19 protein-coding genes and 1 pseudogene are annotated in these 21,304 nt (G+C 66.5%); 9 read left to right on the forward strand and 11 right to left on the reverse strand.

The window, feature by feature from the left end; genetic code table 11:
- Both GA0116996_RS28015 and fghA read left to right on the forward strand, forming a co-directional pair.
- Window positions 1-159 (forward strand): annotated as a pseudogene (locus GA0116996_RS28015) (S-(hydroxymethyl)glutathione dehydrogenase); the annotation flags it as partial.
- Window positions 160-172: 13 nt separating this feature from the next.
- The gene (fghA, locus tag GA0116996_RS13860) at window positions 173-1,015 is read left to right on the forward strand and encodes an S-formylglutathione hydrolase (RefSeq protein WP_092312342.1); all 843 of its coding nucleotides are present in this window, start codon (window positions 173-175) and stop codon (window positions 1,013-1,015) included.
- Window positions 1,016-1,023: 8 nt separating this feature from the next.
- Here the strand turns inward: fghA and GA0116996_RS13865 are convergent, their stop codons facing one another.
- Window positions 1,024-2,037: an AraC family transcriptional regulator gene (locus tag GA0116996_RS13865; RefSeq protein WP_092312345.1), complete on the reverse strand. Its 1,014-nt coding sequence runs from the start codon at window positions 2,035-2,037 to the stop codon at window positions 1,024-1,026.
- 163 nt (window positions 2,038-2,200) lie between these two features.
- Here GA0116996_RS13865 and GA0116996_RS13870 point away from each other — a divergent pair, with 163 nt between their 5' ends.
- The 6 genes from GA0116996_RS13870 to GA0116996_RS13895 all read left to right on the forward strand — a co-directional run bounded on the left by GA0116996_RS13870 (window position 2,201) and on the right by GA0116996_RS13895 (window position 8,508).
- The gene (locus tag GA0116996_RS13870) at window positions 2,201-3,334 is read left to right on the forward strand and encodes an acyl-CoA dehydrogenase family protein (protein WP_092312348.1); all 1,134 of its coding nucleotides are present in this window, start codon (window positions 2,201-2,203) and stop codon (window positions 3,332-3,334) included.
- Window positions 3,335-3,374: 40 nt separating this feature from the next.
- Window positions 3,375-4,898 (forward strand): CoA-acylating methylmalonate-semialdehyde dehydrogenase, encoded by a 1,524-nt coding sequence (locus GA0116996_RS13875; RefSeq protein ID WP_092312351.1) that lies wholly within the window; start codon window positions 3,375-3,377, stop codon window positions 4,896-4,898.
- 108 nt (window positions 4,899-5,006) lie between these two features.
- A complete protein-coding gene (gene mmsB, locus GA0116996_RS13880; protein ID WP_092312354.1) occupies window positions 5,007-5,912 on the forward strand; it encodes a 3-hydroxyisobutyrate dehydrogenase in 906 nt (301 codons plus the stop codon).
- Entirely contained in the window at window positions 5,909-6,679 is a 771-nt protein-coding gene (locus tag GA0116996_RS13885) for an enoyl-CoA hydratase (RefSeq protein WP_092312357.1), read from the forward strand. Before mmsB ends, GA0116996_RS13885 begins: the two co-directional genes overlap by 4 nt.
- Window positions 6,680-6,688: 9 nt before the next feature.
- A complete protein-coding gene (locus tag GA0116996_RS13890) occupies window positions 6,689-7,828 on the forward strand; it encodes an enoyl-CoA hydratase/isomerase family protein (RefSeq protein WP_092312360.1) in 1,140 nt (379 codons plus the stop codon).
- Window positions 7,829-7,842: 14 nt separating this feature from the next.
- Window positions 7,843-8,508 carry a Crp/Fnr family transcriptional regulator gene (locus tag GA0116996_RS13895; protein ID WP_092312363.1) on the forward strand — a complete coding sequence of 222 codons (666 nt, stop codon included), beginning with the start codon at window positions 7,843-7,845 and terminating at the stop codon, window positions 8,506-8,508.
- A gap of 13 nt (window positions 8,509-8,521) precedes the next feature.
- Here GA0116996_RS13895 and alaC read toward each other — a convergent pair whose 3' ends face one another.
- From alaC to GA0116996_RS13915, 4 genes are all read right to left on the reverse strand, one after another.
- Entirely contained in the window at window positions 8,522-9,754 is a 1,233-nt protein-coding gene (gene alaC, locus GA0116996_RS13900; RefSeq protein WP_092312366.1) for an alanine transaminase, read from the reverse strand.
- 131 nt (window positions 9,755-9,885) lie between these two features.
- Complete coding sequence (locus GA0116996_RS13905; protein WP_221221513.1) at window positions 9,886-10,224, reverse strand: hypothetical protein; 339 nt, start codon at window positions 10,222-10,224, stop codon at window positions 9,886-9,888.
- A 127-nt stretch (window positions 10,225-10,351) separates the two neighbouring features.
- On the reverse strand, window positions 10,352-11,179 hold the full coding sequence (locus GA0116996_RS13910; protein WP_208601249.1) for a siderophore-interacting protein: 828 nt from the start codon (window positions 11,177-11,179) through the stop codon (window positions 10,352-10,354).
- A 78-nt stretch (window positions 11,180-11,257) separates the two neighbouring features.
- Window positions 11,258-11,968, reverse strand: a complete 711-nt coding sequence (locus tag GA0116996_RS13915; protein WP_092312375.1) for a PadR family transcriptional regulator — start codon at window positions 11,966-11,968, stop codon at window positions 11,258-11,260.
- A 128-nt stretch (window positions 11,969-12,096) separates the two neighbouring features.
- Here GA0116996_RS13915 and GA0116996_RS13920 point away from each other — a divergent pair, with 128 nt between their 5' ends.
- Window positions 12,097-13,257, forward strand: coding sequence for a hypothetical protein (locus GA0116996_RS13920; RefSeq protein WP_133250540.1), 1,161 nt, complete (start codon window positions 12,097-12,099; stop codon window positions 13,255-13,257).
- 18 nt (window positions 13,258-13,275) lie between these two features.
- On the opposite strand, the gene GA0116996_RS13925 is transcribed toward GA0116996_RS13920, so the two are convergent.
- The 6 genes from GA0116996_RS13925 to GA0116996_RS13950 form a co-directional block, all read right to left on the reverse strand.
- Window positions 13,276-14,637, reverse strand: coding sequence for a cytochrome P450 (locus GA0116996_RS13925; protein ID WP_092312381.1), 1,362 nt, complete (start codon window positions 14,635-14,637; stop codon window positions 13,276-13,278).
- Between the two features lie 17 nt (window positions 14,638-14,654).
- A complete protein-coding gene (locus GA0116996_RS13930) occupies window positions 14,655-15,836 on the reverse strand; it encodes an alpha/beta fold hydrolase (protein WP_244159884.1) in 1,182 nt (393 codons plus the stop codon).
- Entirely contained in the window at window positions 15,833-16,174 is a 342-nt protein-coding gene (locus tag GA0116996_RS13935; protein WP_092312387.1) for a hypothetical protein, read from the reverse strand. Before GA0116996_RS13935 ends, GA0116996_RS13930 begins: the two co-directional genes overlap by 4 nt.
- Before the next feature lie 518 nt (window positions 16,175-16,692).
- On the reverse strand, window positions 16,693-18,123 hold the full coding sequence (locus GA0116996_RS13940; RefSeq protein ID WP_244159859.1) for a capsule biosynthesis protein: 1,431 nt from the start codon (window positions 18,121-18,123) through the stop codon (window positions 16,693-16,695).
- 65 nt (window positions 18,124-18,188) lie between these two features.
- On the reverse strand, window positions 18,189-20,309 hold the full coding sequence (locus GA0116996_RS13945) for a capsular polysaccharide biosynthesis protein (protein WP_092312393.1): 2,121 nt from the start codon (window positions 20,307-20,309) through the stop codon (window positions 18,189-18,191).
- Window positions 20,293-21,255 carry a KpsF/GutQ family sugar-phosphate isomerase gene (locus GA0116996_RS13950; protein WP_092312396.1) on the reverse strand — a complete coding sequence of 321 codons (963 nt, stop codon included), beginning with the start codon at window positions 21,253-21,255 and terminating at the stop codon, window positions 20,293-20,295. Before GA0116996_RS13950 ends, GA0116996_RS13945 begins: the two co-directional genes overlap by 17 nt.
- Window positions 21,256-21,304: the final 49 nt, after the last annotated feature.

Raw genomic sequence — 21,304 nt, forward strand, 5'->3', positions numbered from 1 at the left:
CGCGGCCGCACCGACGTGCCCAAGATCGTCGACTGGTACATGGAAGGCAAGCTCAATATCGACGACCTGATCACGCACACGCTGCCGCTGGAGCGTATCAACGAGGGCTTCGACCTGATGAAGCGCGGCGAGTCGATCCGCTCGGTGGTGTTGTACTGAGGACGGCGCCGACATGGAACTGATCTCTCAACATGGCTGCCACGGCGGCGTGCAGCGCTTCTATCGACATGACTCGGTGGCGATCGGGCTGCCGATGCGTTTCTCGGTCTACCTGCCGCCGCAGGCGCAGGCTGGCGCACGGGTGCCGGTGCTGTTCTACCTGGCCGGCCTGACCTGCACCGAAGAGACTTTCATGATCAAGGCCGGCGCGCAGCGTTTTGCCGCCGAGCACGGCCTGATGCTGGTGGCACCGGACACCAGCCCGCGCGGCGCGGGCCTGCCCGGCGAAGCGGATGCGTGGGACTTCGGCGTGGGCGCGGGGTTTTATGTCGATGCCACCGAAGCGCCGTGGCAGAAGCACTGGCGCATGGAAAGCTACGTCGCCGAAGAACTGTTCGAACTCGTGACCAGCGCATTGCCGGGCGATGCCGCGCGCGTCGGCATCTTCGGGCATTCGATGGGCGGGCATGGCGCCCTGGTGCTGGCGCAGCGCCATCCGCAGCGCTTCCGCTCGGTATCGGCATTCGCGCCGATCGCCGCGCCGTCGCGCTGCCCGTGGGGCGAGAAGGCCTTTACCGGCTACCTCGGCAGCGACCGCGCCGCCTGGGCGCAGTATGACGCGAGCGAGCTGATGGCGCGCCAGCAGGGGGCGCCGTTCCCGGCCGGCATCCTGGTCGACCAGGGCCTGGACGACCAGTTCCTGCAGAGCCAGCTGCATCCGGACGCATTCGCCGCGGCCTGCCAGGCCGTCGGCCAGCCGCTGACGCTGCGCCGGCACAGCGGCTACGACCACGGCTACTACTTCATCACCAGCTTTATCGCCGACCACATCCGGCACCACGCAACGCAGCTGTAGCCACGCGCTCAGCCGTCCGCCAGGCGGCGGTACGCCCCGGGGCGCGATCCGGTCCAGCGCCGGAACGCCCGGTGGAACGCACCGGGCTCGGCAAAGCCGAGCTCGGCCGCGATATCGGCGACCGGGCGCCCGGAATGGCTGAGCGCCTCGATCGCCAGGTCGCGCCGCAGCGCATCCTTAAGGTCCTGGTAGCTCACGCCCTCCTCCATCAGCCGGCGCCGCAATGACGATGCCGACAGGTTCAGGCCGACGGCCAGGTCTTCGAACGTTGGCCACAGGTCCGGCCTCTGGTTGCGCAGCAGCCGGCGCACGCGCGCACCCATGCTGCTGCGGTCCGAATACTTGACCACCACGTTGTGCGGCGCGTCGCGCAGGAATGCCTTCAGGCTGCGCTCATCGTGGCGCACCGGCTGCTCCAGCAGCGCCGCGTCGAACACCAGCGCCGTGGCCGGCTGCGCGAACGCCAGCTGGCGCGAATACATGACGCGATACTCAGCGCTGTACGGCGGTTCCGCATAGGCGAATGCCGCCAGCCGCACCGGCACGCGCCGCCGCAGCAGCCAGCTCATCAGGCCATGCAGCATGATCAGCATGGTTTCCTGCGCAAACACGCCGGGCTGCCGCCCGAGGTGCGCCCTCGGCGCCGTCAGCACCAGCGCGGCCTCGTCGCCATGGCGCTCCAAGCGCACACCGATATCGTCGAGCAGCAGCCGGAAGTACCGCGTGATGCGCTCCAGTGCCTGCGCCAGCGTGCGGCTGCCCGCCACCGCATGGCACAGCATGGCAAAGCTGCCGCACTTCATGCTGCGCGAATCCTGGCCGAAGAACTCGTCGTCCAGCGCCGCGGCCACCGCCAGCCACAGTTCGCTGTAGCTGGCGGTAGAGACCCGCGCCTGCGGCACCGCCAGCAGCGCGGGCGCAATGCCGGCGCCGCGCAGCACCGGCTCCGGGTCGATGCCGCGCGCGCGCAGCCCCGCGATGGCGTGGTGGACGAAACAGATGGCGACACTGCCTTTTTCCATGGTGCTGAGGGTGGCAAGCGATGGTGGCAAACGAGTTCACGAAGATTGGCGGATTTTGGCATAGGAGCCGGCCCCGGGCCTTCCTACACTGCCCGCAGGTCAACCGCCGAGCGCGCATTCTGCCTGAGTTGCAGCGCCGCTCCAAACGCCCACCCAATCTGCCATGCACAGCGACTACACCGAAGAGCAAACCATGATCCGCGACAGCGCGCGCGCCTTTGCCACCGAACGGCTGGCCGGCGGCGCCGCGCAATGGGACCGCGACGGCCGCCTTCCCGACGAGATCGTCGCCGAAATGGGCGCGCTCGGGCTGCTGGGCATGATCGTGCCCGAGGAATGGGGCGGCACCTATACCGACTATGTCGCCTACGCGCTGGCCATCGAAGAGATCGCCGCCGGCTGCGCCGCCTGCGCGACCATGATGAGCGTGCACAACTCGGTCGGCTGCGGGCCGATCCTGCACTACGGCACCGAGGCGCAGAAAGAACGCTACCTGGCGCGGCTGGCCAGCGGCGAGCTGATCGGCGCGTTCTGCCTGACCGAACCGCAGGCCGGCTCCGAGGCGCACAACCTGCGCACCCGCGCCCGCTTTACCGACAACGGCTGGGTGCTCAACGGCAGCAAGCAGTTCGTCACCAACGGCCAGCGCGCGGGCGTGGCGGTGGTGTTTGCCGCCACCGAACCGGAACGCGGCAAGAAAGGCATCTCGGCGTTCCTGGTGCCCACCGACACGCCCGGTTTTATCGTCCACGCCCCGGAAAAGAAGCTGGGCATCCGCGCCTCGGACACCTGCGCCATCACGCTGGAAGACTGCGTGGTCCCGCATGACGCGTTGCTGGGCGAGCCCGGCGAAGGCCTGCGCATCGCGCTGTCCAACCTGGAGGGCGGACGCATCGGCATCGCCGCGCAGGCGATCGGCATCGCCCGCTCGGCATTCGAGGCCGCATGCCGCTACGCGTCCGAGCGCATCCAGTTCGGCCGCGCGCTACGCGAGCATCCTCCCATCGCCAACATGCTGGCCGACATGGCCACCGAACTGAATGCCGCGCGGCTGCTGGTGCATCGCGCCGCGCGCATGCGCAGCGACGGCGTGCCGTGCCTGTCCGAAGCCTCGCAGGCCAAGCTGTATGCGTCGGAGCTGGCCGAGCGCGTGTGCTCCAAGGCGCTGCAGATCCACGGCGGCTATGGCTACCTCGAAGACTACCCGGTCGAGCGCCATTACCGCGACGCCCGCATTACCCAGATCTACGAAGGCACCAGCGAGATCCAGCGCATGCTGATCGCGCGCAGCCTCTGACCCCGCTTACCCTGCAAAACAACACCCTCCGGAGACAACCATGACTGCCGTGCCCAACACCGCCACTGCCGTGCCCACCGTACCGCTGCTGATCAACGGCGAATGGGTGGACTCGTCCGCCACCGAATTCCGCAACGTGGTCAATCCCGCGACGCAGGAAGTGCTGGCGCGCGTGCCGCTCGCCACCGCCAGCGAAGTCGCGGCAGCCGTGGGCGCCGCGCACCGCGCCTTTGCCACCTGGCGCCACACGCCGATCGGCGCGCGGCTGCGTGTCATGCTGCGCTTCCAGGCGCTGATCCGCGAGCACAGCAAGCGTATCGCCGCGATCCTGACCGCCGAGCAGGGCAAGACCCTGGCCGATGCCGAAGGCGATATCTTCCGCGGGCTGGAGGTGGTCGAGCACGCCTGCTCGATCGGCACGCTGCAGCAAGGCGGCTTTGCCGAGAACGTGGCCGCCACCGTCGACACCTACACGCTGCAGCAGCCGATCGGCGTCTGCGCCGGCATCACCCCGTTCAACTTCCCGGCGATGATCCCGCTGTGGATGTTCCCGATGGCGATCGTCTGCGGCAATACCTTCGTGCTCAAGCCGTCCGAGCAGGATCCGCTGTCGACCATGGAACTGGTCAAGCTGGCGCTGGAAGCCGGCGTACCGCCGGGCGTGCTGAACGTGGTGCACGGCGCCAAGGACGTGGTCGATGCGCTGTGCACGCACCCGGACATCAAGGCGGTGTCGTTCGTGGGCTCGACCGCCGTCGGCACCCATGTCTACAACCTGGCCGGCGCGCACGGCAAGCGCGTGCAGTCGATGATGGGCGCCAAGAACCACGCGGTGGTGCTGCCCGACGCGCACAAGGAGCAAACCCTGAATGCGCTGGCGGGCGCCGGCTTCGGCGCGGCCGGGCAGCGCTGCATGGCCACTTCGGTGGTGGTGCTGGTGGGCGCGGCGCGTGACTGGGTGCCCGACCTGGTGGCGCGCGCCAAGACGCTCAAGGTCGGCGCCGGCGCCGAGCCGGGCACCGATGTCGGCCCGGTGGTTTCGGTCGCGGCAAAGGAGCGCATCCTCGGCCTGATCGCCGCCGGCGAGCGTGAAGGTGCCACGCTGGTGCTGGACGGCCGCGGCGTGGACGTCCCGGGATATCCGCAGGGCAACTTCATCGGCCCGACCATCTTCACCGACGTGAAGACCGACATGTCGATCTACACCGAAGAGATCTTCGGACCGGTGCTGGTGGTGATCGGCGTAGACACGCTGGACGACGCCATCGCGCTGGTCAACCGCAACCCGTTCGGCAACGGCACCGGCGTGTTCACGCAGAGCGGCGCCGCGGCGCGCAAGTTCCAGAGCGAGATCGATGTCGGCCAGGTCGGCATCAACATCCCCATCCCGGTACCGGTGCCCTACTTCAGCTTCACCGGCTCGCGCGGCTCCAAGCTGGGCGACCTGGGGCCGTACGGCAAGCAGGTGGTGCAGTTCTACACGCAGACCAAGACGGTGACGGCGCGCTGGTTTGATGATGCGACGGTCAATGATGGGGTGAATACGACGATCAGCCTGAAGTAAAGATTCATCGCCGCAGCGCTTCCCGTCCCGCCGGTTTGCTCCCCCCGCCCGCTTGCGGGAGAGGGGAGCAAACCGGCATCCGAAACGCCTCATCGAAGGAGACACCCCATGCATATCGCCTTCATCGGCCTGGGCAACATGGGCGCGCCCATGGCGCGCAACCTGCTCAAGGCCGGCCACACGCTGACCGTATTCGACCTGAACACCGCCGCGGTGGCATCGCTGTGCGCCGAGGGCGCCGCCAGCGCCGACTCGGCGCGCAAGGCCGTGGCCGAAGCGGATTTCGTCATCACCATGCTGCCGGCGGCCGCCCATGTGCGTAGCGCCTACCTCGGCGAAGACGGCGTGCTGGCCGGTGTGCGGCCCGGCGTGCCGCTGGTCGACTCCAGCACCATCGATCCCGCCACCGTACGTGAACTGGCCGCCGCGGCCGAGGCACACGGCAATGCGCTGGCCGATGCGCCGGTCTCCGGCGGCACCGTTGGCGCGCAGGCCGGCACGCTGACCTTCATGGTCGGCGCCAGCGAGGCGTTGTTCGCGCAGGTGCGACCGGTGCTGGCCGGCATGGGCCGCAACCTGGTCCACTGCGGCGGCACCGGCACCGGCCAGGTCGCCAAGATCTGCAACAACCTGATCCTGGGCATCTCCATGATCGGCGTCTCCGAGGCCATGGCGCTGGGCGTCAAGCTCGGCATCGATGCCAATGTGCTGGCGGGCATCGTCAATACCTCCACCGGCCGCTGCTGGGCTTCCGATACCTGCAATCCGTGGCCCGGCGTGATCGAGACCGCGCCGGCCAGCCGTGGCTACAGCGGCGGCTTCGGCGCCGACCTGATGCTCAAGGACCTGGGCCTGGCCGCGGACGCCGCGCGCAGCGTGAAGCAGCCGCTGTTCCTGGGCGCGCTGGCGCAACAGGTCTACCAGGCCGTGAGCCATGCCGGCGATGGCCATCTCGACTTCTCCGGCGTCATCCGCCAGTACCTGTCCGCCGCGGACAAGGAGAGCAAGCAATGATCGAATTCGCCCTGCAGGGCCACGTCGCCACGCTGACGCTGAGCCGCCCGCCCGCCAACGCGTTCACCGCCGCAGGCCTGCAGCAGCTGCGCGAGCTGGTTGCCAGGATCGACGCCAACCCGGAAGTGCGCGCCGTGGTCGTCACCGGAGCCGGCGAGAAGTTCTTCAGCGCCGGTGCCGACCTGAACGGCTTTGCCGAGGGCGACCGCGCGCATGCGCGCGTGATGGCGCAGCAGTTCGGCAGCGCCTTCGAGGCCCTGCAGAATGCGCGGCCGGTGGTGATTGCCGCGATCAACGGCTATGCCATGGGCGGCGGGCTGGAATGCGCGCTGGCCTGCGATATCCGCATCGCCGAGGAACAGGCCCAGATGGCGCTGCCCGAAGCCGCCGTGGGCCTGCTGCCCTGCGGCTGCGGCACGCAGACGCTGCCCTGGCTGGTGGGCGAAGGCTGGGCCAAGCGCATGATCCTGACCAACGAGCGCGTCGATGCGGCCACCGCGCTGCGCATCGGACTGGTGGAAGACGTGGTGCCGCGCGGCCAGGCCCTTGCCACGGCGATGGCGATGGCCGAACGCGCCTGCAAGGTCAGCCCGCGGGCCGCCGCGCACAGCAAGCGGCTGGTGCACCTGGCGCGCCAGGGCGTGCCGCGCCAGGCGGCGCTGGCGCTGGAGCGCGAGCGCTTTGTCGACCTCTTCGACGATGCCGACCAGCGCGAGGGCGTCAACGCCTTCCTCGAGAAACGCGCGCCGCAATGGCGCAACGCCTAGGAGCCCGCCATGCGCCTGACTGAAGCGACCAAGGCCGCCAACCTGGATGTGGCCGAGCCGGAGGTGCTGTTCCAGGTGGTCAACGGCGTCGGCATTGCCACGCTGAACCGGCCGCGCCAGCTCAATGCCCTGTCGTATCCCATGATCGTCGCGCTGGGCGCTCAGGTGGAAGCCTGGTCGCGCGATGATGCCATCCGCGCGGTGGTGCTGCGCGGCGCGGGTCCCAAGGCCTTCTGCGCCGGCGGCGATATCCGCGCGCTGACCGACAGCTACCGCGACGGCACGCCGCTGCACCGGCGCTTCTTTATCGACGAGTACACGCTGGACTACCGCCTGCACCGCTATCCCAAGCCGCTGGTGGCGCTGATGGACGGCATCGTCATGGGCGGCGGCATGGGCCTGGCACAGGCCGCGCACCTGCGCCTGGTCACCGAACGCTCGCGCGTGGCCATGCCCGAGACCGGCATCGGCCTCGTGCCGGATGTGGGCGCCAGCCACTTCCTGTCGAAGCTGCCGGTGCCGCTGGCGCTCTACCTGGGGCTGACCGGCGTGAGCATCGGCGCGGCGGACGCACTGCTATGCGGACTGGCCGATGCGGCGGTGGACAGCGCCACGCTGGCCGGGCTGGAACAAACCCTCGCCGGCATCGACTGGGGCCACGACACGCTGGCGGACCTGCGCCACGCGCTGGTGCGCGAGCCCGTTGCCAGCGCTGCCGAAGCGCCGCTGCTGCAAGTGCTGCCGGCCCTGCTGGAGCATTTCCCGGCGCATGCGACGCTGCCGGAAATCCTGGCCAGCCTGGCTGGCGAGGACGATCCCGCCTACACCGCGTGGGCCAGCCGGACCATCGACGTCCTGCGCACCCGTTCGCCGCTGTCCGCGTGCGCCACGCGCGAGCTGCTGCTGCGCGGGCGCAGGCTGGACCTGGCCGACTGCTTCCGCATGGAACTGGCGGTGGTGGTCAACACCTTCACGCAAGGCGATTTCGTCGAGGGCGTGCGCGCGCTGATCGTCGACAAGGACAACGCCCCGCGCTGGCGCGTCACCAGCTATGACGCGGTGGACGAGGCCGGCATCCACGCGCTGTTCCGGCCGTGGTGGGCGCCGGGCGAGCAGCCGCTGCCCCTGCCTCCGATCCCGCTCGGCTGAGCGGATGCACGGCCGTGAGCCTCGACGCGCTGCTGGCGCGCAGCCCCTGGGCCGCGGCACTGACCCCGGCGCAACGCGACCGCGTCCGCGCCGAACTGCGCGAGCGCGCAGTGCCGCAAGGCGCCTATGTCATCCGCAAGGGCGACCGGGCCGACAGCTGGCTGGGCGTTGCCGAGGGCCTGGTCAAGGTGCATTGCGCCTCGCCCTCCGGCAAGCGCGCCACGCTTACCGGCGTGCCGGCCGGAGGCTGGCTCGGCGAAGGCTCCCTGCTCAAGCGCGAGGCGCTGCGCTATGACGTGGTGGCGCTGCGCGATTCACGCATTGCCTGCATGCCGGGTGCCACCTTCCGCTGGCTGCAGGAAACCAGCCTGCCCTTCAACCGCTACCTGCTCGACCAGCTCAACGAACGGCTCGGCCTGTTCATCGCCACCGTCGAGCATGAGCGGCTGCATGGCATCGAGGGCCGCGTGGCGCGGGCACTGGCGACGCTGTTCAATCCGGTGCTGTGTCCTGGCCTGGGTCCGGCACTGCATCTGACGCAGGAAGAAGTTGGCCTGCTGGCGGGGATTTCGCGCCAGCGGGCCAATGCGGCGCTCAAGGTGCTGGAAAGCGAAGGCTTGCTGGCGGTCGAGCACGGCGCCGTGCATGTGCTCGACCTGGAGGCGCTGCGCCGCTACTGAATGCGGCGCACGTTCATGCTTGCGCCGGCGATGACGACGGCTTGACCAGCCCGTCCGCCCGGAACATTGCCTTGATGCCGCGCACCGCCTGCCGGATGCGCGATTCATTCTCGATCAGCGCAAAGCGCACGTACTCGTCGCCATAGTCGCCGAAGCCGATGCCGGGCGAAACCGAGACCTTGGCCTTGGCCAGCAATTGCTTCGAGAATTCCAGCGAGCCCAGCGCGCGGTAGGGTTCGGGAATCCGCGCCCAGATATACATGGAGGCCTTGGGGATTTCCACCGGCCAGCCCGCTTCGATCAGCCCGCGCGCCAGCACGTCGCGGCGCGACTGGTATTGCGCGGCAATCTCGCTGACGCATTGCTGGTCGCCTTCGAGCGCGGCAATGGCCGCGATCTGCAGCGGCGTAAAGGTGCCGTAGTCGTGATAGCTCTTGATGCGCGTCAGCGCCGCCACCAGGTCCGGGTTGCCGACCATAAAGCCCACGCGCCAGCCCGCCATGTTGTAGCTCTTGGACAGCGTGAAAAATTCCACCGCGATGTCCTTGGCGCCCGGCACCTGCATGATCGACGGCGCCTTCCAGCCATCGAAGACGATATCCGCGTAAGCCAGGTCGTGCACCACGAAGATATCGTGCTTGCGCGCCAGCGCAATCACACGCTCGAAGAAGTCCAGCTCCACGCATTGCGCGGTCGGGTTCGACGGAAATCCCAGCACGATCATCTTGGGCTTGGGATAGCTGCCGCGGATGGCGCGCTCCAACTCGGCAAAGAAATCGATGCCCGGCACCAGCGGCACCGAACGGATGTCGGCGCCGGCAATGACCGCGCCGTAGATGTGGATCGGATAGCTGGGGTCGGGCACCAGCACGGTGTCGCCGCGATCCAGCGTGGCCAGCATCAGGTGCGCCAGGCCCTCTTTCGACCCGATGGTGACGATGGCCTCGGTATCCGGATCGATCTCGACGTCATACCGTTCGCGGTACCAGTGAGAGATCGCGCGGCGCAGCCGCGGAATGCCCTTGGATGCCGAATAGCCGTGCGTATCGGGGCGCTGCGCCGCCTCGGTGAGCTTGGCCACGATATGCGCCGGCGTGGCACCATCGGGATTGCCCATGCTCATGTCGATGATGTCCTCGCCACGGCGGCGGGCGGCCATCTTCAGCTCGGCGGTGATATTGAAAACGTACGGGGGAAGGCGATCGATGCGCGCAAATCGGCGCTTGCCGGAGGAAGCGGCAGTCATGAAGAGGTCCTTTACGTAAGCGCCCGGAACCGTCCGAGCGACGTCGGCAGCTTTTGTCTCGGCTGCCGGGGACTCATGTTAGCGGGGATGCGGCGATTGCACAACGGCCATATGCGGCCGCCCGCGACCGATCAGAGCAGCTTGCCGCCCGGCGGATGCGTCGGCCGATCCGCCGGCAGGTTGCGCACGATGCAGTCCAGCGCGCGCGCATCGGACTTGCCGCCAAGCGCCGCGCTGACCGAATCGCGATACTGGGCCGGCGATATGCGGCGGTAATACAGCCGCGAAGTCTGGTCCAGCCAGTAGACGTAGTTGTCGTCGTCCCGGCTGCCACTGGTGCGCAGCCAGTCGCTGATATTGCTGGAGCCGACCACCATATCGGGGCATGCGGCCTGCAACGAATCGAGATAGGCGTTGAAGCCCCTGGCCTCGAGATTGCGCACGGAGTCCGGTGCGCAGGCGGCCAGCATGGCCGCGGATACCGCCGCGGCGGCGAGGCGCAATGGCTTGATGGCAAACGGCACGGCGCTGCTCCTGGCAATGGCGATGCCGCCATCTTATGGCATGAGCGCGCGCGCGTACACCGCGCTGCCGCGCTCAGTCATCCAGGGTCTCGTGGACCGCCGACGCCCCGCGCTTCCAGTAGGCGGAGGCCCGGATGCGCTTCTTGTCGATGCCGCGTTCCGTGACCAGGTACTGGCGCACCGCCTTCATCGCAGCGCCCTCTCCAGCAGCCCACACATAGCCCTCGCCACGCGGCAGCGCCAGCTGGCGCAGCGCGCCTTCCAGCAGGCTGCCTTCCGGCGCATCGCCGCGATGCAGCCAGTGCAGGTCCACCTGCGCGGCGCTCGGCAGCGGGATCTGCGCGGCGGCATCGCCCACCTCCGCCACCACGATGGCATGGGTGCCGGCGCCAAGCTCTTCCAGCCGGCGCCCGATGGCCGGCAGCGCCGTATCGTCTCCGACCAGCAGGTGCCAGTCGAAGCCCGTCGGCACCACGAACGAGCCGCGCGGCCCGCCCACGCCGAGGTACTGGCCCGTCCGGGCCTGCGCCGCCCATGTGGATGCGGGGCCGTCACCGTGCAGCACGAATTCGAGGTCCAGCTCCTGCCTTGCCGCATCGAAGCGGCGCGGCGTGTAGTCGCGTGCGGCCGGCCGCGGCTGGCCTTGGGGGAATGCAATGCCGTCCGCGGTGACCTGCGGCAACACCGGCTTGTCATCGCCGTCAGCCGGGAAGAACACCTTGACGTGATCGTCGAACGACGCCGAGACAAAGTCCTGCAGGTCGGCGCCGCCCAGCGTCACGCGCAGCAGCTGCGGCGAAACCTGCGTGGTGCGCACCACCTGCAGCAAGCGCATCTTCAGCGGATGGCGCACGCGCTCGACGGTCAGGTTGCGTGCGGGTTCTGTCGTGTTTTGGGTCATATCGGGATTCCTTGTATGCGTGCGCTGCGCCTGCGCGGCACGATTGCCGAAGGCCGATGCCAGGGTCAGCGCCATGGTTCAGGCCCGCGGGCCCGCTTCGATCTCTGCCGCCGCGCGCGCCAGGATCGCGGCAATGCGGCGCTGCTCGTCGGCACTCGCTTCGCTGCGCATCACCAGCGCCTGCTTCAGCGCGGCCCGCGCCTGCATCAGCTCGGGCAGCCAGCCGCCCTGCTCCGGCTCAGGCTGCTGCTCGCCACGCATGGCCCGGCGCATCCACTCCATCTTGCGCGCCACGTGGCGCAGCCGCGCCACCATGACATCGACCCGCTCGCGGTTGGCAGCCAGGTGCGCCTTGCCGGTCTCCGACAACTGGTAGCGCTTCCTGTTGCCTTCGGTGTCGACGGTGGCATAGCCGACTTCTTCCAGATACGTCAGCGCGGGATAGACCACGCCGGGGCTCGGCTTGTAGAAGCCGTTGGTGCGTGTCTCCAGCGCCTTGATCAGTTCGTAGCCATGGCAGGGCTTTTCCTCCAGCAACGACAGCAGCAGCAATTGCAGGTCGTCGGCGCTGAACTTGCGGCCGCGGCGCCAGCCTTCTTCGTCGAAGCCGCCCGGGCCGCCGGGTCCGAAACCGTCATCGTCGCGGCCGCCCCAGAAGCCGCCGCCGTGGCCGCGGCCCATGGCGTGATGAACCAGGTGCGGGGCGAAGCGCATCATGAGATGACGGGCCCGGCCATACAGGTCCGGATGCGGACCAGCGCCGAAGGGATGCGAGTGGTGGTGCAGCATGAGCCTCTCCTACATATCACAAGACATATCTTACGATATATATCGTACGATCTAAAGTCAAGTCCGCATCTCGCCATGGCCGCCGCGGCGCCCGCCATGCCATCCGTGCGCTGGCGTACCAAGCCGGGTTGTCTATCGCCGCGCCGCTTTCCAACATTCATTTAACGCCAAGCATCGCGACAGACGGTGCCACGGCCGGCACGACAGTGAACAACAACAAGGCCAACCGGGGGGACGAGATGGACGCCAGGATTCAGCGCAGGCTGAGGGCCTGCATCGGCGCCATGATGCTGGCGCCAATGGGAGCAGCGTTCGGCGCGATGGAGGACGCGTTGCTCAGTGCGGAACCGGTGGGACCGGCGGCGCGGGGCTATTACGCTGAACCGGCGTATGACGTGGGCAGCCATTACCAGGGCGGACATCTGCGGCTTGGCTACAAGCTCTCGCCGGCCTGGTCGCTCGAGGCGGGCTACTGGCGCCGCCATGTCAGCCATGGCGACGACTCCGCCGGGATCGACAGTTGGCTGGCGTCGACCAGCTACGGCCTGATCTCGACGCCCGATGCCGGCCGCAAACTGACGTTGCGCCTGTCGGCCTGGGGCAATTACACCGGCAGCCTGCGCAAATCGGGCGCGATGCCGGGCAACAAGCTTGCCGACTACAGCATCGCCCACCCGAACGACACGCAGGTGCAGGCCGACCTCATCTACACCGGCCGCCCCTGGCCCGGCCAGGCACTGACCGGCTTTATCAGCGGCGGCTATAGCTGGGTCCGGGCCGGCGACATCCAGGGCACGCTCAAGCAAGGCTCTTGCCTGTACAACGTCAGGGTCAGTGCCGACAACATGGCGACCGGTACGCTTGCGGCGCCCTGCCGCATGGGGCGCGCTACCGTCCCAAGCGGCGGCTTTCGCCTCAATGCCGCCGATCTCGGTGTCGACGCCGGCAACAGTTTCAATGACAGCGGCGCGTTCATCGGCGCGGGCGGCTCATGGCGCTGGGGCCATGGCGCCTGGAGCCTGACCGCGGGCTACCACGTCCAGTACTTCTTCCGCGAACTGGACAATCGCTACATGGCCTATGGCTCCGCCAGGACCCAGTTCAACCAGACCGTGCTGCTGCAGGCGTCGTACGCGATCAACCGGCACGTCGACGTCTTCGTGCGCGGACAAGGCGCGCAGAACAGCCTGATGGGCTATGTGCCGTTGCTGTACAACCCCGTCACCGCAAGCCGGCTCGACCGGACCTACGGGCTGTTTTCGCTCGGGTTGCGGATCAGCGGGTTCTAGCCGCAGCGGGCACGCCGGTCAGCGGCGCCGCAGCCTGACGCGTACCCCGTTGCCCGAACGGATCGTCACGCGCCCCACCACTTTCGGCACGTGCCCCGGATCCGCTTCGACGCGATATCGACGCACGATGCTGGCGAGTATGAGCACGGCTTCCTGCGTCGCATAGGCAGCGCCGATGCAAACGCGCGGCCCCTTGCTGAACGGGATATACGCACACTTCGACGACTCCTTGCCCTCAGGCGTGTCGAAACGACCCGGATCGAACTCGTCCGGCCGCTCCCACAGCGTGCGGTGCCGATGCAGCAGCCACGGCGAAATCAGGATCGGCGAGCCTTCCTTCACCGACTTGTCGCGGATGCACTGCGACTGCGCGGCCTCGCGCACGAAGAACCCCACGGGCGGGTACAGGCGCAGCGTTTCACGGAACACGTTGCCCACGGTCGGGAGGCTCTTGATATCGCTCAGTTCGAAATCCCGGTCGCCCACCGCGGCCTGGATCTCCACCAGCATCTGGTCCTGCAAGTGCGGGCATTGCGAGATCAGGTAAAGCGCCCACGTCAGCGCGCTGGCAGAAGTCTCGTGACCAGCCAGGAACAGCATGCAGACCTGGTCCACCAACTCTTCATAGGTGAAGCGATCACCGCTGACCGGATCGACAGCGTCCATCATGGCGGCCAGGATGTCCTGCCTTGCGCTGCCCAGCCCGCTGTCGCGCTCTGCCATCCGCCGCGCAATGATCCCGGATAGAATCGTCCGGATCTTCTTCGCCGCGCGCTTGCTCGCCCACGCCGAGAACACCGGCGGCAGCCGGTAGATCATCAGGATCATCGCCCGTTGCGCGTGATGCTGGAATTCAAGGAAGGCGTCGTAGATCTCCTTAGCCGCCGACTCCTCGAGGTTTTCGGACAGGATGGTGCGGAAAATGATGTCGGCCGTCACGTAAGTCATCTCACCGTCGACCTCGTAAGAGCGCCCATCCGCCACGGCATCCATGCGCCCGGTCATGCCCGCCACCGAATCGGCCATCAGCGCGAACACCAGCTTGAGCCGCGCCTGCGCGAACGCCGGCTCCACCAGGCGGCGCTGCCGCTCCCACAGCTCACCGTTGGTGGTGAAGATGCTGGTTCCCAGCAGCGGCTCCAGCATCCGGTGCATCAGCTTGTGCTTGGGATACGCATGCGCGTCCCCCAGGATCCGGCGCACCCAGTCGGCATCGTTCACCATGAAGATGTCCATGCCGGGCTGGGAGATCTTGCCCATCTTCATCGAATAGCTGCGCTCGAACAGGACATCGATCCAGGAATTCCAGCCACGCAAAAAGCGCAACAGGAACGAGCTCTTGCGCACATGCGGCTTGGGATACGGGGGCTGGAAATTCATGGGGCGAAGCGCGGATATCAGAAAGGCTGGATGCGGCGCGGTCCCGCCGTCATCCGGAAATAGTCGTACTCGTTAGGCAAGGCGCTTGCCATCAGGTACTGGAAATGCAGGCGCTGCTTGCTGCGCTTCATGCGCGCGTATTCCTGCTGGCCGAACATGCGGAACGGCCGCACTACCTGTGCGGTCGGCCGGCCCGCGGCAGCGCCGGCAATGCCCGAAATATCGAGCGGATTGGCCTGCGAGAAACACAGCGAATCGGCACGCGCATTCATGTCGAGCCATTGCATGTCCCGCTCCGCGGACAAGCGCTGCAGGTCCCTGCGGAACGCGGTGGCCGACGGCATCAGGCTCAGCAGCGGAATGCACTGCCCAAGCGTTACCAGCGTCAGGCCGCGCCGCTGCTCCGGCGTCAGCAGATCCGCAAGCCGGGCCGCCAGCGACACGCCGACGATCGAACCCACGCTATGGCCCACCACCAGCGCCTCGTCGCAGGGAGATGCCTCCAGGTCACGGCGGATCCAGTCGGCAAACGCATCGATGCGCCGCCGGACATCCTCGGGCTCACGCTCGCCCCACGCCTGTACGAAGCGGTAGATCCGCAGCAGCCAGAACACCGCCAGACGGTTTGCCAACGCCACCCCGCCGCCGAACAACACGGCGCCGGCGGCAAGCCCGCTCGCTCCCGCCAGCCATCCCTGCGCACCCATGGCGGACAGGGCCGCCCAGGCCCCAACCCCACCCCCCACCGCCAGCACCAGCAGCAGCGCCAGGTAAGCCAGCGGATACAACGCACTGAAGAAAGGCCCGCGGAAGGTCTTGCTGAGGCGGCCGAACGCACCGCAACCGATATAGCGCGCATAGCTGGCAAGCGTCGCCAACACCAGCCGCGGCACGCTGGGCTGCCAGTGCCGGCGCACCAGGTCATCCCAATGCAGGAACTGGTATTCAGTGCGAACGGTATGGCCTTCCCAGTCACCGTCAACGTTCCAGGCGCTCACATGCTCACCCAGCCGCGAGCGCCCGCCTACGGTGACCGAACCACCATGATGGATCGCCTGCTTTGCCGATTCCTCTCGGTACAGGCGGTGATAAAACGCCGCGCCTCGCGGATCGAAGCCGCTGACGTAATAGACCTTGCGACGCCCTACACGACCCGCAGCGGCCTGCGCAGGTTTCTCCTGAACCACTGTGCTCATCATTGCGTCCGGTGGTGCAGCTTTTTCTTCAGCACCAGATCCACGATCGGCTGCTCGCGCTTGTTGGCGCGGCGGCAGTGATCCTGCTGAAACTTGTCGGTAAACCAGATGATCGCCCGCGCCCACCAGCGATGCTGTTCGCGCCAGGCGTGCGAAGACACCGACTCCCAGGCGTAGCCGTTGAAAAGCGTCGCATTGACGAAATGATCGAGCGCCCGCACCCCTGCCCGGCCGCGTTCGGTCTTGCCGAAAAAGCCGATATAGACAATCAGGAGGTATCCGAGGACGGCCAACGGGACGATAAAGACCATCAGCAGGAAGCCGGCGATGCGTTCTCTCATGGCGATGAGCGGGGGCGAAGAATGGGGGCTGGGGGCGCAGCGGGGTAATGCGGTGGAACTGCTATCTGCCGGCGCTGGCGGCGCCAGGGCGCCCGACAGTATAGCGACAGATCAAACCAGGGACAGCCGGTTATCCGGCCGATCGCACCAGCGCGGGAACGTCACCGTCTCGACTGTTGTAGTTTTGAAACAAGATCCCGATGGGGCTCGTACGCAGACGCCAACGCTGACGTTCCCGGCACGAACAGGCTCGGATTCACTTATGCCTAAGCTTGCCTGGCATACGGGTTTCCTCCAATTTGTGACCGGCATGCGCCAGCCGTTGAATAGAACACAGAGCGGGACGCTCGAGAAAGGACTGCATGCTGATCCTCAGCCTTGTTCTACTTGCGATGGTTGGCCTTGCCGCCTTTGTGATGGCATCCGCTGCGCAAGACTGGCGCGACGAACACGTATGACGGAGGCAGGGAAATGACATCCGTCATGCAAGGCCTCAGCCGACCGGACGGCCGTATCACCTATCCGACCAGCAGCGCCGCGAGCAGGTTAACCGTTGCGGTGATATCCCAGACCCGGCCGCTATACGCATCCGCGGTCACGAGTCCGGCGACAAACAGAAGCCGCGCCAGTTTTCGCCTTTGCAGATCCTTGCGACGCTGCTCCGGAACGGGCACCAGCATGTCGTCGGCATAGAACGACGAGTTGATTTGCGACACCCGCACCAGATAGTTGCGAAAGCGCGAATAGACCCGCATGTCGACTGCGCCGGGATCATTCCAGAACGCATCCAGTGACCCCTGATATGTCAGGCCCGGCTTGGCGTAGAAGCAGCGACCGAGCGCAATAACTGGGACACGGTGAAACAAGGCCTGCAAACCGGTCGTCGAGTTCACCGTCACCAAGCCCATGCATCGGTGCAGCAGCGATGGCAGATGGGCGTCGTGAATATAGACGATGCGCCCGCTGGCACCAAAGCGGGCGGCGCATGCCTCAATAAACGCTGCGTAGTCGGTATGGCCCCGATCCATCGGATGGTGCTTGAACACCAGCACGCTGTCGGCGGGTGCATGCTCTGCGAACGAATGCGCGGTCCATTCGATGAAATCCTCGATCCGGCGCCACGGGCTGTGCACGCGAATCTGGCTGTCGTTGTAGACCTGTAGCGGCGCCAGGAAGAAGTGTGGATGGTCGTTCGCCAGCAATTGCTCGCGCAGCGGCCGTTCCTGCCAGCGATAAAGCTGCTTGCGGTATGCCGCCCGAATCCATTGCCCCAGCTCGTGCAGGCCGAACGGCTTGTGATGCTGGTAGTGCGGATAGCGACGCGCACCGGCCATGCCACCGGCGAAGTACCAGAACGAATACAGCGCCATCTTCCGGAACGAATGCCGGAACTTGCGGGGCTTCGCCGGCACCCTGACCTTCGGAATATCGGCGATGGCAAGTGGGGCCAGTGGCGAGTCCGCATTCACGCCGCCACACTCCAGCGTGATGTAGTCCGGGCGCACGTAACCCTCTTCGAACGCCCAGAACGCAATCCCCAAGGCTTCCGCCACGCGCGCGGCAATGCGGTGGTGGCGACGGCTGGAGCCGAATACCACGATGGCGTCGATGCGGCGTTCCGCAACCAGGGTCCGGAGTACCGACTCCCACAGCACCATCGGCTGCATGAAGCGGACAATATCGCCGCGGCGATAGAAGGCATCGTCGCCGCCATTGAAGTTGACTTTGGTGACTTGGCAGCCCTTGGCAGTCAACAAGTCGCGCAGGCGCGCCAGGAATGGGCCATTCGGCCCCTGCAGCAGCAGGATGCGGCGATGCCGGGCAATCTGGTCCAGGCATGCCGGCTCTGTCGCGACAGGCACCGCGAGGTCCTGCGGCGTGGCACTTCCGCTTCCCTGTGTCAGACTGGGGATGTCGATGCTTCCGGATGGCTTCCTGAACGACAACATTTCCTCGACCCTCTTGCTGCTCTTGTATTCAGTTATTTGTGATTCTGTCTTTGTTCTGCAGCGGCTTATTGCTCTGGCGCAGATACCCGTCGTTGCGCCGCACGGCTCTGTGGATTCACAGGACTGCCACTGCTAAATCCGGGCAACCTGTGCCCGTTTTGTCCGGCAGCGGCGTCGCGCCAGCGGATCCACGGGCGCAACAGCGACTTCACGAAATGCCGCCGGATTCCCGAGGCACGGGCGGGCGCCTCGTCCCGCCACGACAAGATGTGGTCGACCACAATCTCCGGGGTCGCGAAGCCGTTCTTGCCATCGCGCAAGACATAACGCGGGTACAGAATCAGCGCCCCCGCGACGAGCATGTCGAGCGAGAGACGACGATGCCGGCGCGGCATCTCGCAACGGTCGTCCGTGAGGCCCCAACCTGCATAAAACGGCGCCCCATGCGTCGTGACAGGCTTGCCTCGCAGCAAGGCCTCGAAGCCCGCAAGGGATGTCAGCACGTGGACGCCATCGACAGCAGCGATAAGCCGGTCCATCGGACAGTCCGGCACAAGCTCGTCGCACAGCGCCGCGAGCGCCTGCTCCTCGTCGCGGTTGCCACGCAGCCCGGTCATGACGTCGGGATGCGGCTTATAGACCAGATACGCGTCCGGTGCCTCGGCGCGAACCGCCTCAAGCAGCGCGCGGTTGGTGCGGATACCAGGTGCGCCAAAACGCAGCGAGGCATCCGCCTCCACCTGGCCAACTACGAGGATCACGCGGCCAATGCCAGGGGGCCGGGTCCAGCTGCCTGAACCGACGTTGTACTTGGTCAACCCGGCATGGATGATGGATTCGCGCAATTGTGCTGCGCGCGCGAGGGTGGCGACATCAAATTCCGCATTGGCCAACAATCGCTCGAGGTCGGACTCGCCGGTCGCGTCGTAATAGATGCCCGAGCGATCAAACACCCACGACAGCGGGCGGACCAGTTGCGCGCCAAGACCGACTGATCGCAGAAAGCCATCCTCGACCGTGACCACGGACAGATCGGGACGAGACGTTGCGTCGACGCTCTGGCCCCAGCGCAGCAGCGTTGCGCCGCGTGGCACAGCGCGCAGGCGGCGATGGAAAATCACCTCGTGACCTTGCAGGAAGTCCTTAAGGATCTTCCGTTTCCAGCGGGAAAAGCCGGCCGCATGCAGACGCCGCGGAAACTGCTGGCTCATCCGGCGTTGCAGCGCCAGGTACTCGATGGCGTCTTCCACCTCGCAGCGATTGCCCGTATGCGGCTGGACATAGCGTGTGTATCGGACCAGCGCGGCAAAGGCCAGCTGCTCCAACGAGACAGGATGCCGCCTGCCAGGGGCCTGCAATGCGTCAATTGTCAGGCCCCAGCCGGCATAGAAAGGCATGCCGAACGTATGCACCGTCTTGCCGTGCAGAAGCGCTTCGAAGCCGACCTGCGAGGTAACCGCGAAGACGGCGCGTGCGCCGCGGATCAGCGGCACGACGTGGACGTCGTCCTGGAGCCGCTCCACGCGCGGATAGCCACCGTGATCGAGAATTCGTCCGAGATATCCACGCTTGCGCCCGAGCGCGACCTCTGGATGCTCCTTGACCACGATCCTGCAATCCGGATAAGTCTGCAAGGCAGACTCGAGCATGCGACGGAAACTGTCGCCGCCCGCCAGGCCAAACTGCACCGAGGCATCGTTCGCGGTCTGGTCTACGACCAGCACGTAAGGCTGCGCCGGCAGCGATGCCGGGGCTGGCGCATAGTTGTATTTGGAAACTCCGGCGCAGCGCCACCGTTCGATAAGTTGCCGCGCCCTGGCCTGCTCTGCCGGCTGCAACGGCGCGGACACCAGTTCCTCCAGCCGCGAAGGCTGCGAGGCGTCGTAATAGATGCCGCGATCATCGACGACCAGCGAGCATGTCTGGGAGGACGCTCCGGGATACAGCGAGCGCAGGAAACCGTCTTCGAGGCACAGGAAGCGCGCGATGCCACGGGATTGCGCGAACGCCCGGGCTTTGCGGGCGGTAGGCCGCCGCCCCCATGCGGCAACGCCGGACAGGGGTACCGCTGCGCCTCGCAATGGATGCACCGGGGCCACCGGCGCGCCCAGGAAGGCGGACAGGTGTTCAATCCGGCGAATGCCATGGGAAAGAACGCCGATTGCGCCCTCAGACGGCAGGCTCATCACTTCCCAGATCGTGGATTTGCAGGATGCCGACGACCCGGTCCGCATCATCCTTCACCACCAGTGCGCCAATCCTGGCGGCATGGATCCGCGCTTCGGCGTCGGCAAAGCATTCGCCCGGCGATGCGGTCTTGGGATCGGTGGACATGATGTGCCTGGCCACGATCGCCTTGTAGTCCCGGTCGGAGTCGAACGCACGACGCACGTCGCCGTCCGTGATGACGCCCTGCAGTTGCACGCCTTCCATCACCAGCGCCATGCCAAGGCGGCCACGGTTGATCACATGCACCACGTCGCGGAAGGACGCGTCCGGGCGACAAACCGGCAGATTTTCCTTGTGCATGACATCCGCGACGCGGGTCAGCAGCTTGCGGCCGAGGCTTCCGCCCGGATGGAATCGCGCGAAATCTTCGGGCTGGAAGTCCCGCTTGACAGAAAGGACCACAGACAGCGCATCGCCCATCACCAGCGTAGCGGTGGTGGAACTGGTCGGCGCCAGGTTGTTGTTGCAAGCTTCGCGTTCGACCGAGATATCCAGCACGACATCCGCGTGCCGCGCCAGCGTCGAATCCGCCTTGCCGGTCATCGCGATTACCGGATTCTGCTGGTGTTCAAGAAAGGGCAGGATGCGGATCAGTTCTTCCGTCTCCCCGCTGTTCGAGATCATCAGCACGACATCAATCGGCTTGATCATGCCGAGATCGCCATGGAACGCTTCGCCCGGATGGACGGAAAACGCCGGCGTACCGGTCGACGCCATGGTCGCGGCAATCTTCTTGCCGATCAGACCGGACTTGCCCATGCCAACCACCACCACGCGGCCGCGTGCGCTCAAGATGATCTCGACCGCCTCTTCGAATCCCGCATTGATCCGGCCCGCCATGCGATCCAATGCCTGGACCTCGGTGGCAACGACGTTGCGTGCCAATGCAATGACATCAGTCATCGTGCTTTTACATCCCATGCTTGTTGTACGTGCCGGTCATTGCGTACCA

Source organism: Cupriavidus alkaliphilus (genome assembly GCF_900094595.1).
In the GTDB taxonomy this organism is placed as follows: Bacteria; Pseudomonadota; Gammaproteobacteria; order Burkholderiales; family Burkholderiaceae; genus Cupriavidus; species Cupriavidus alkaliphilus.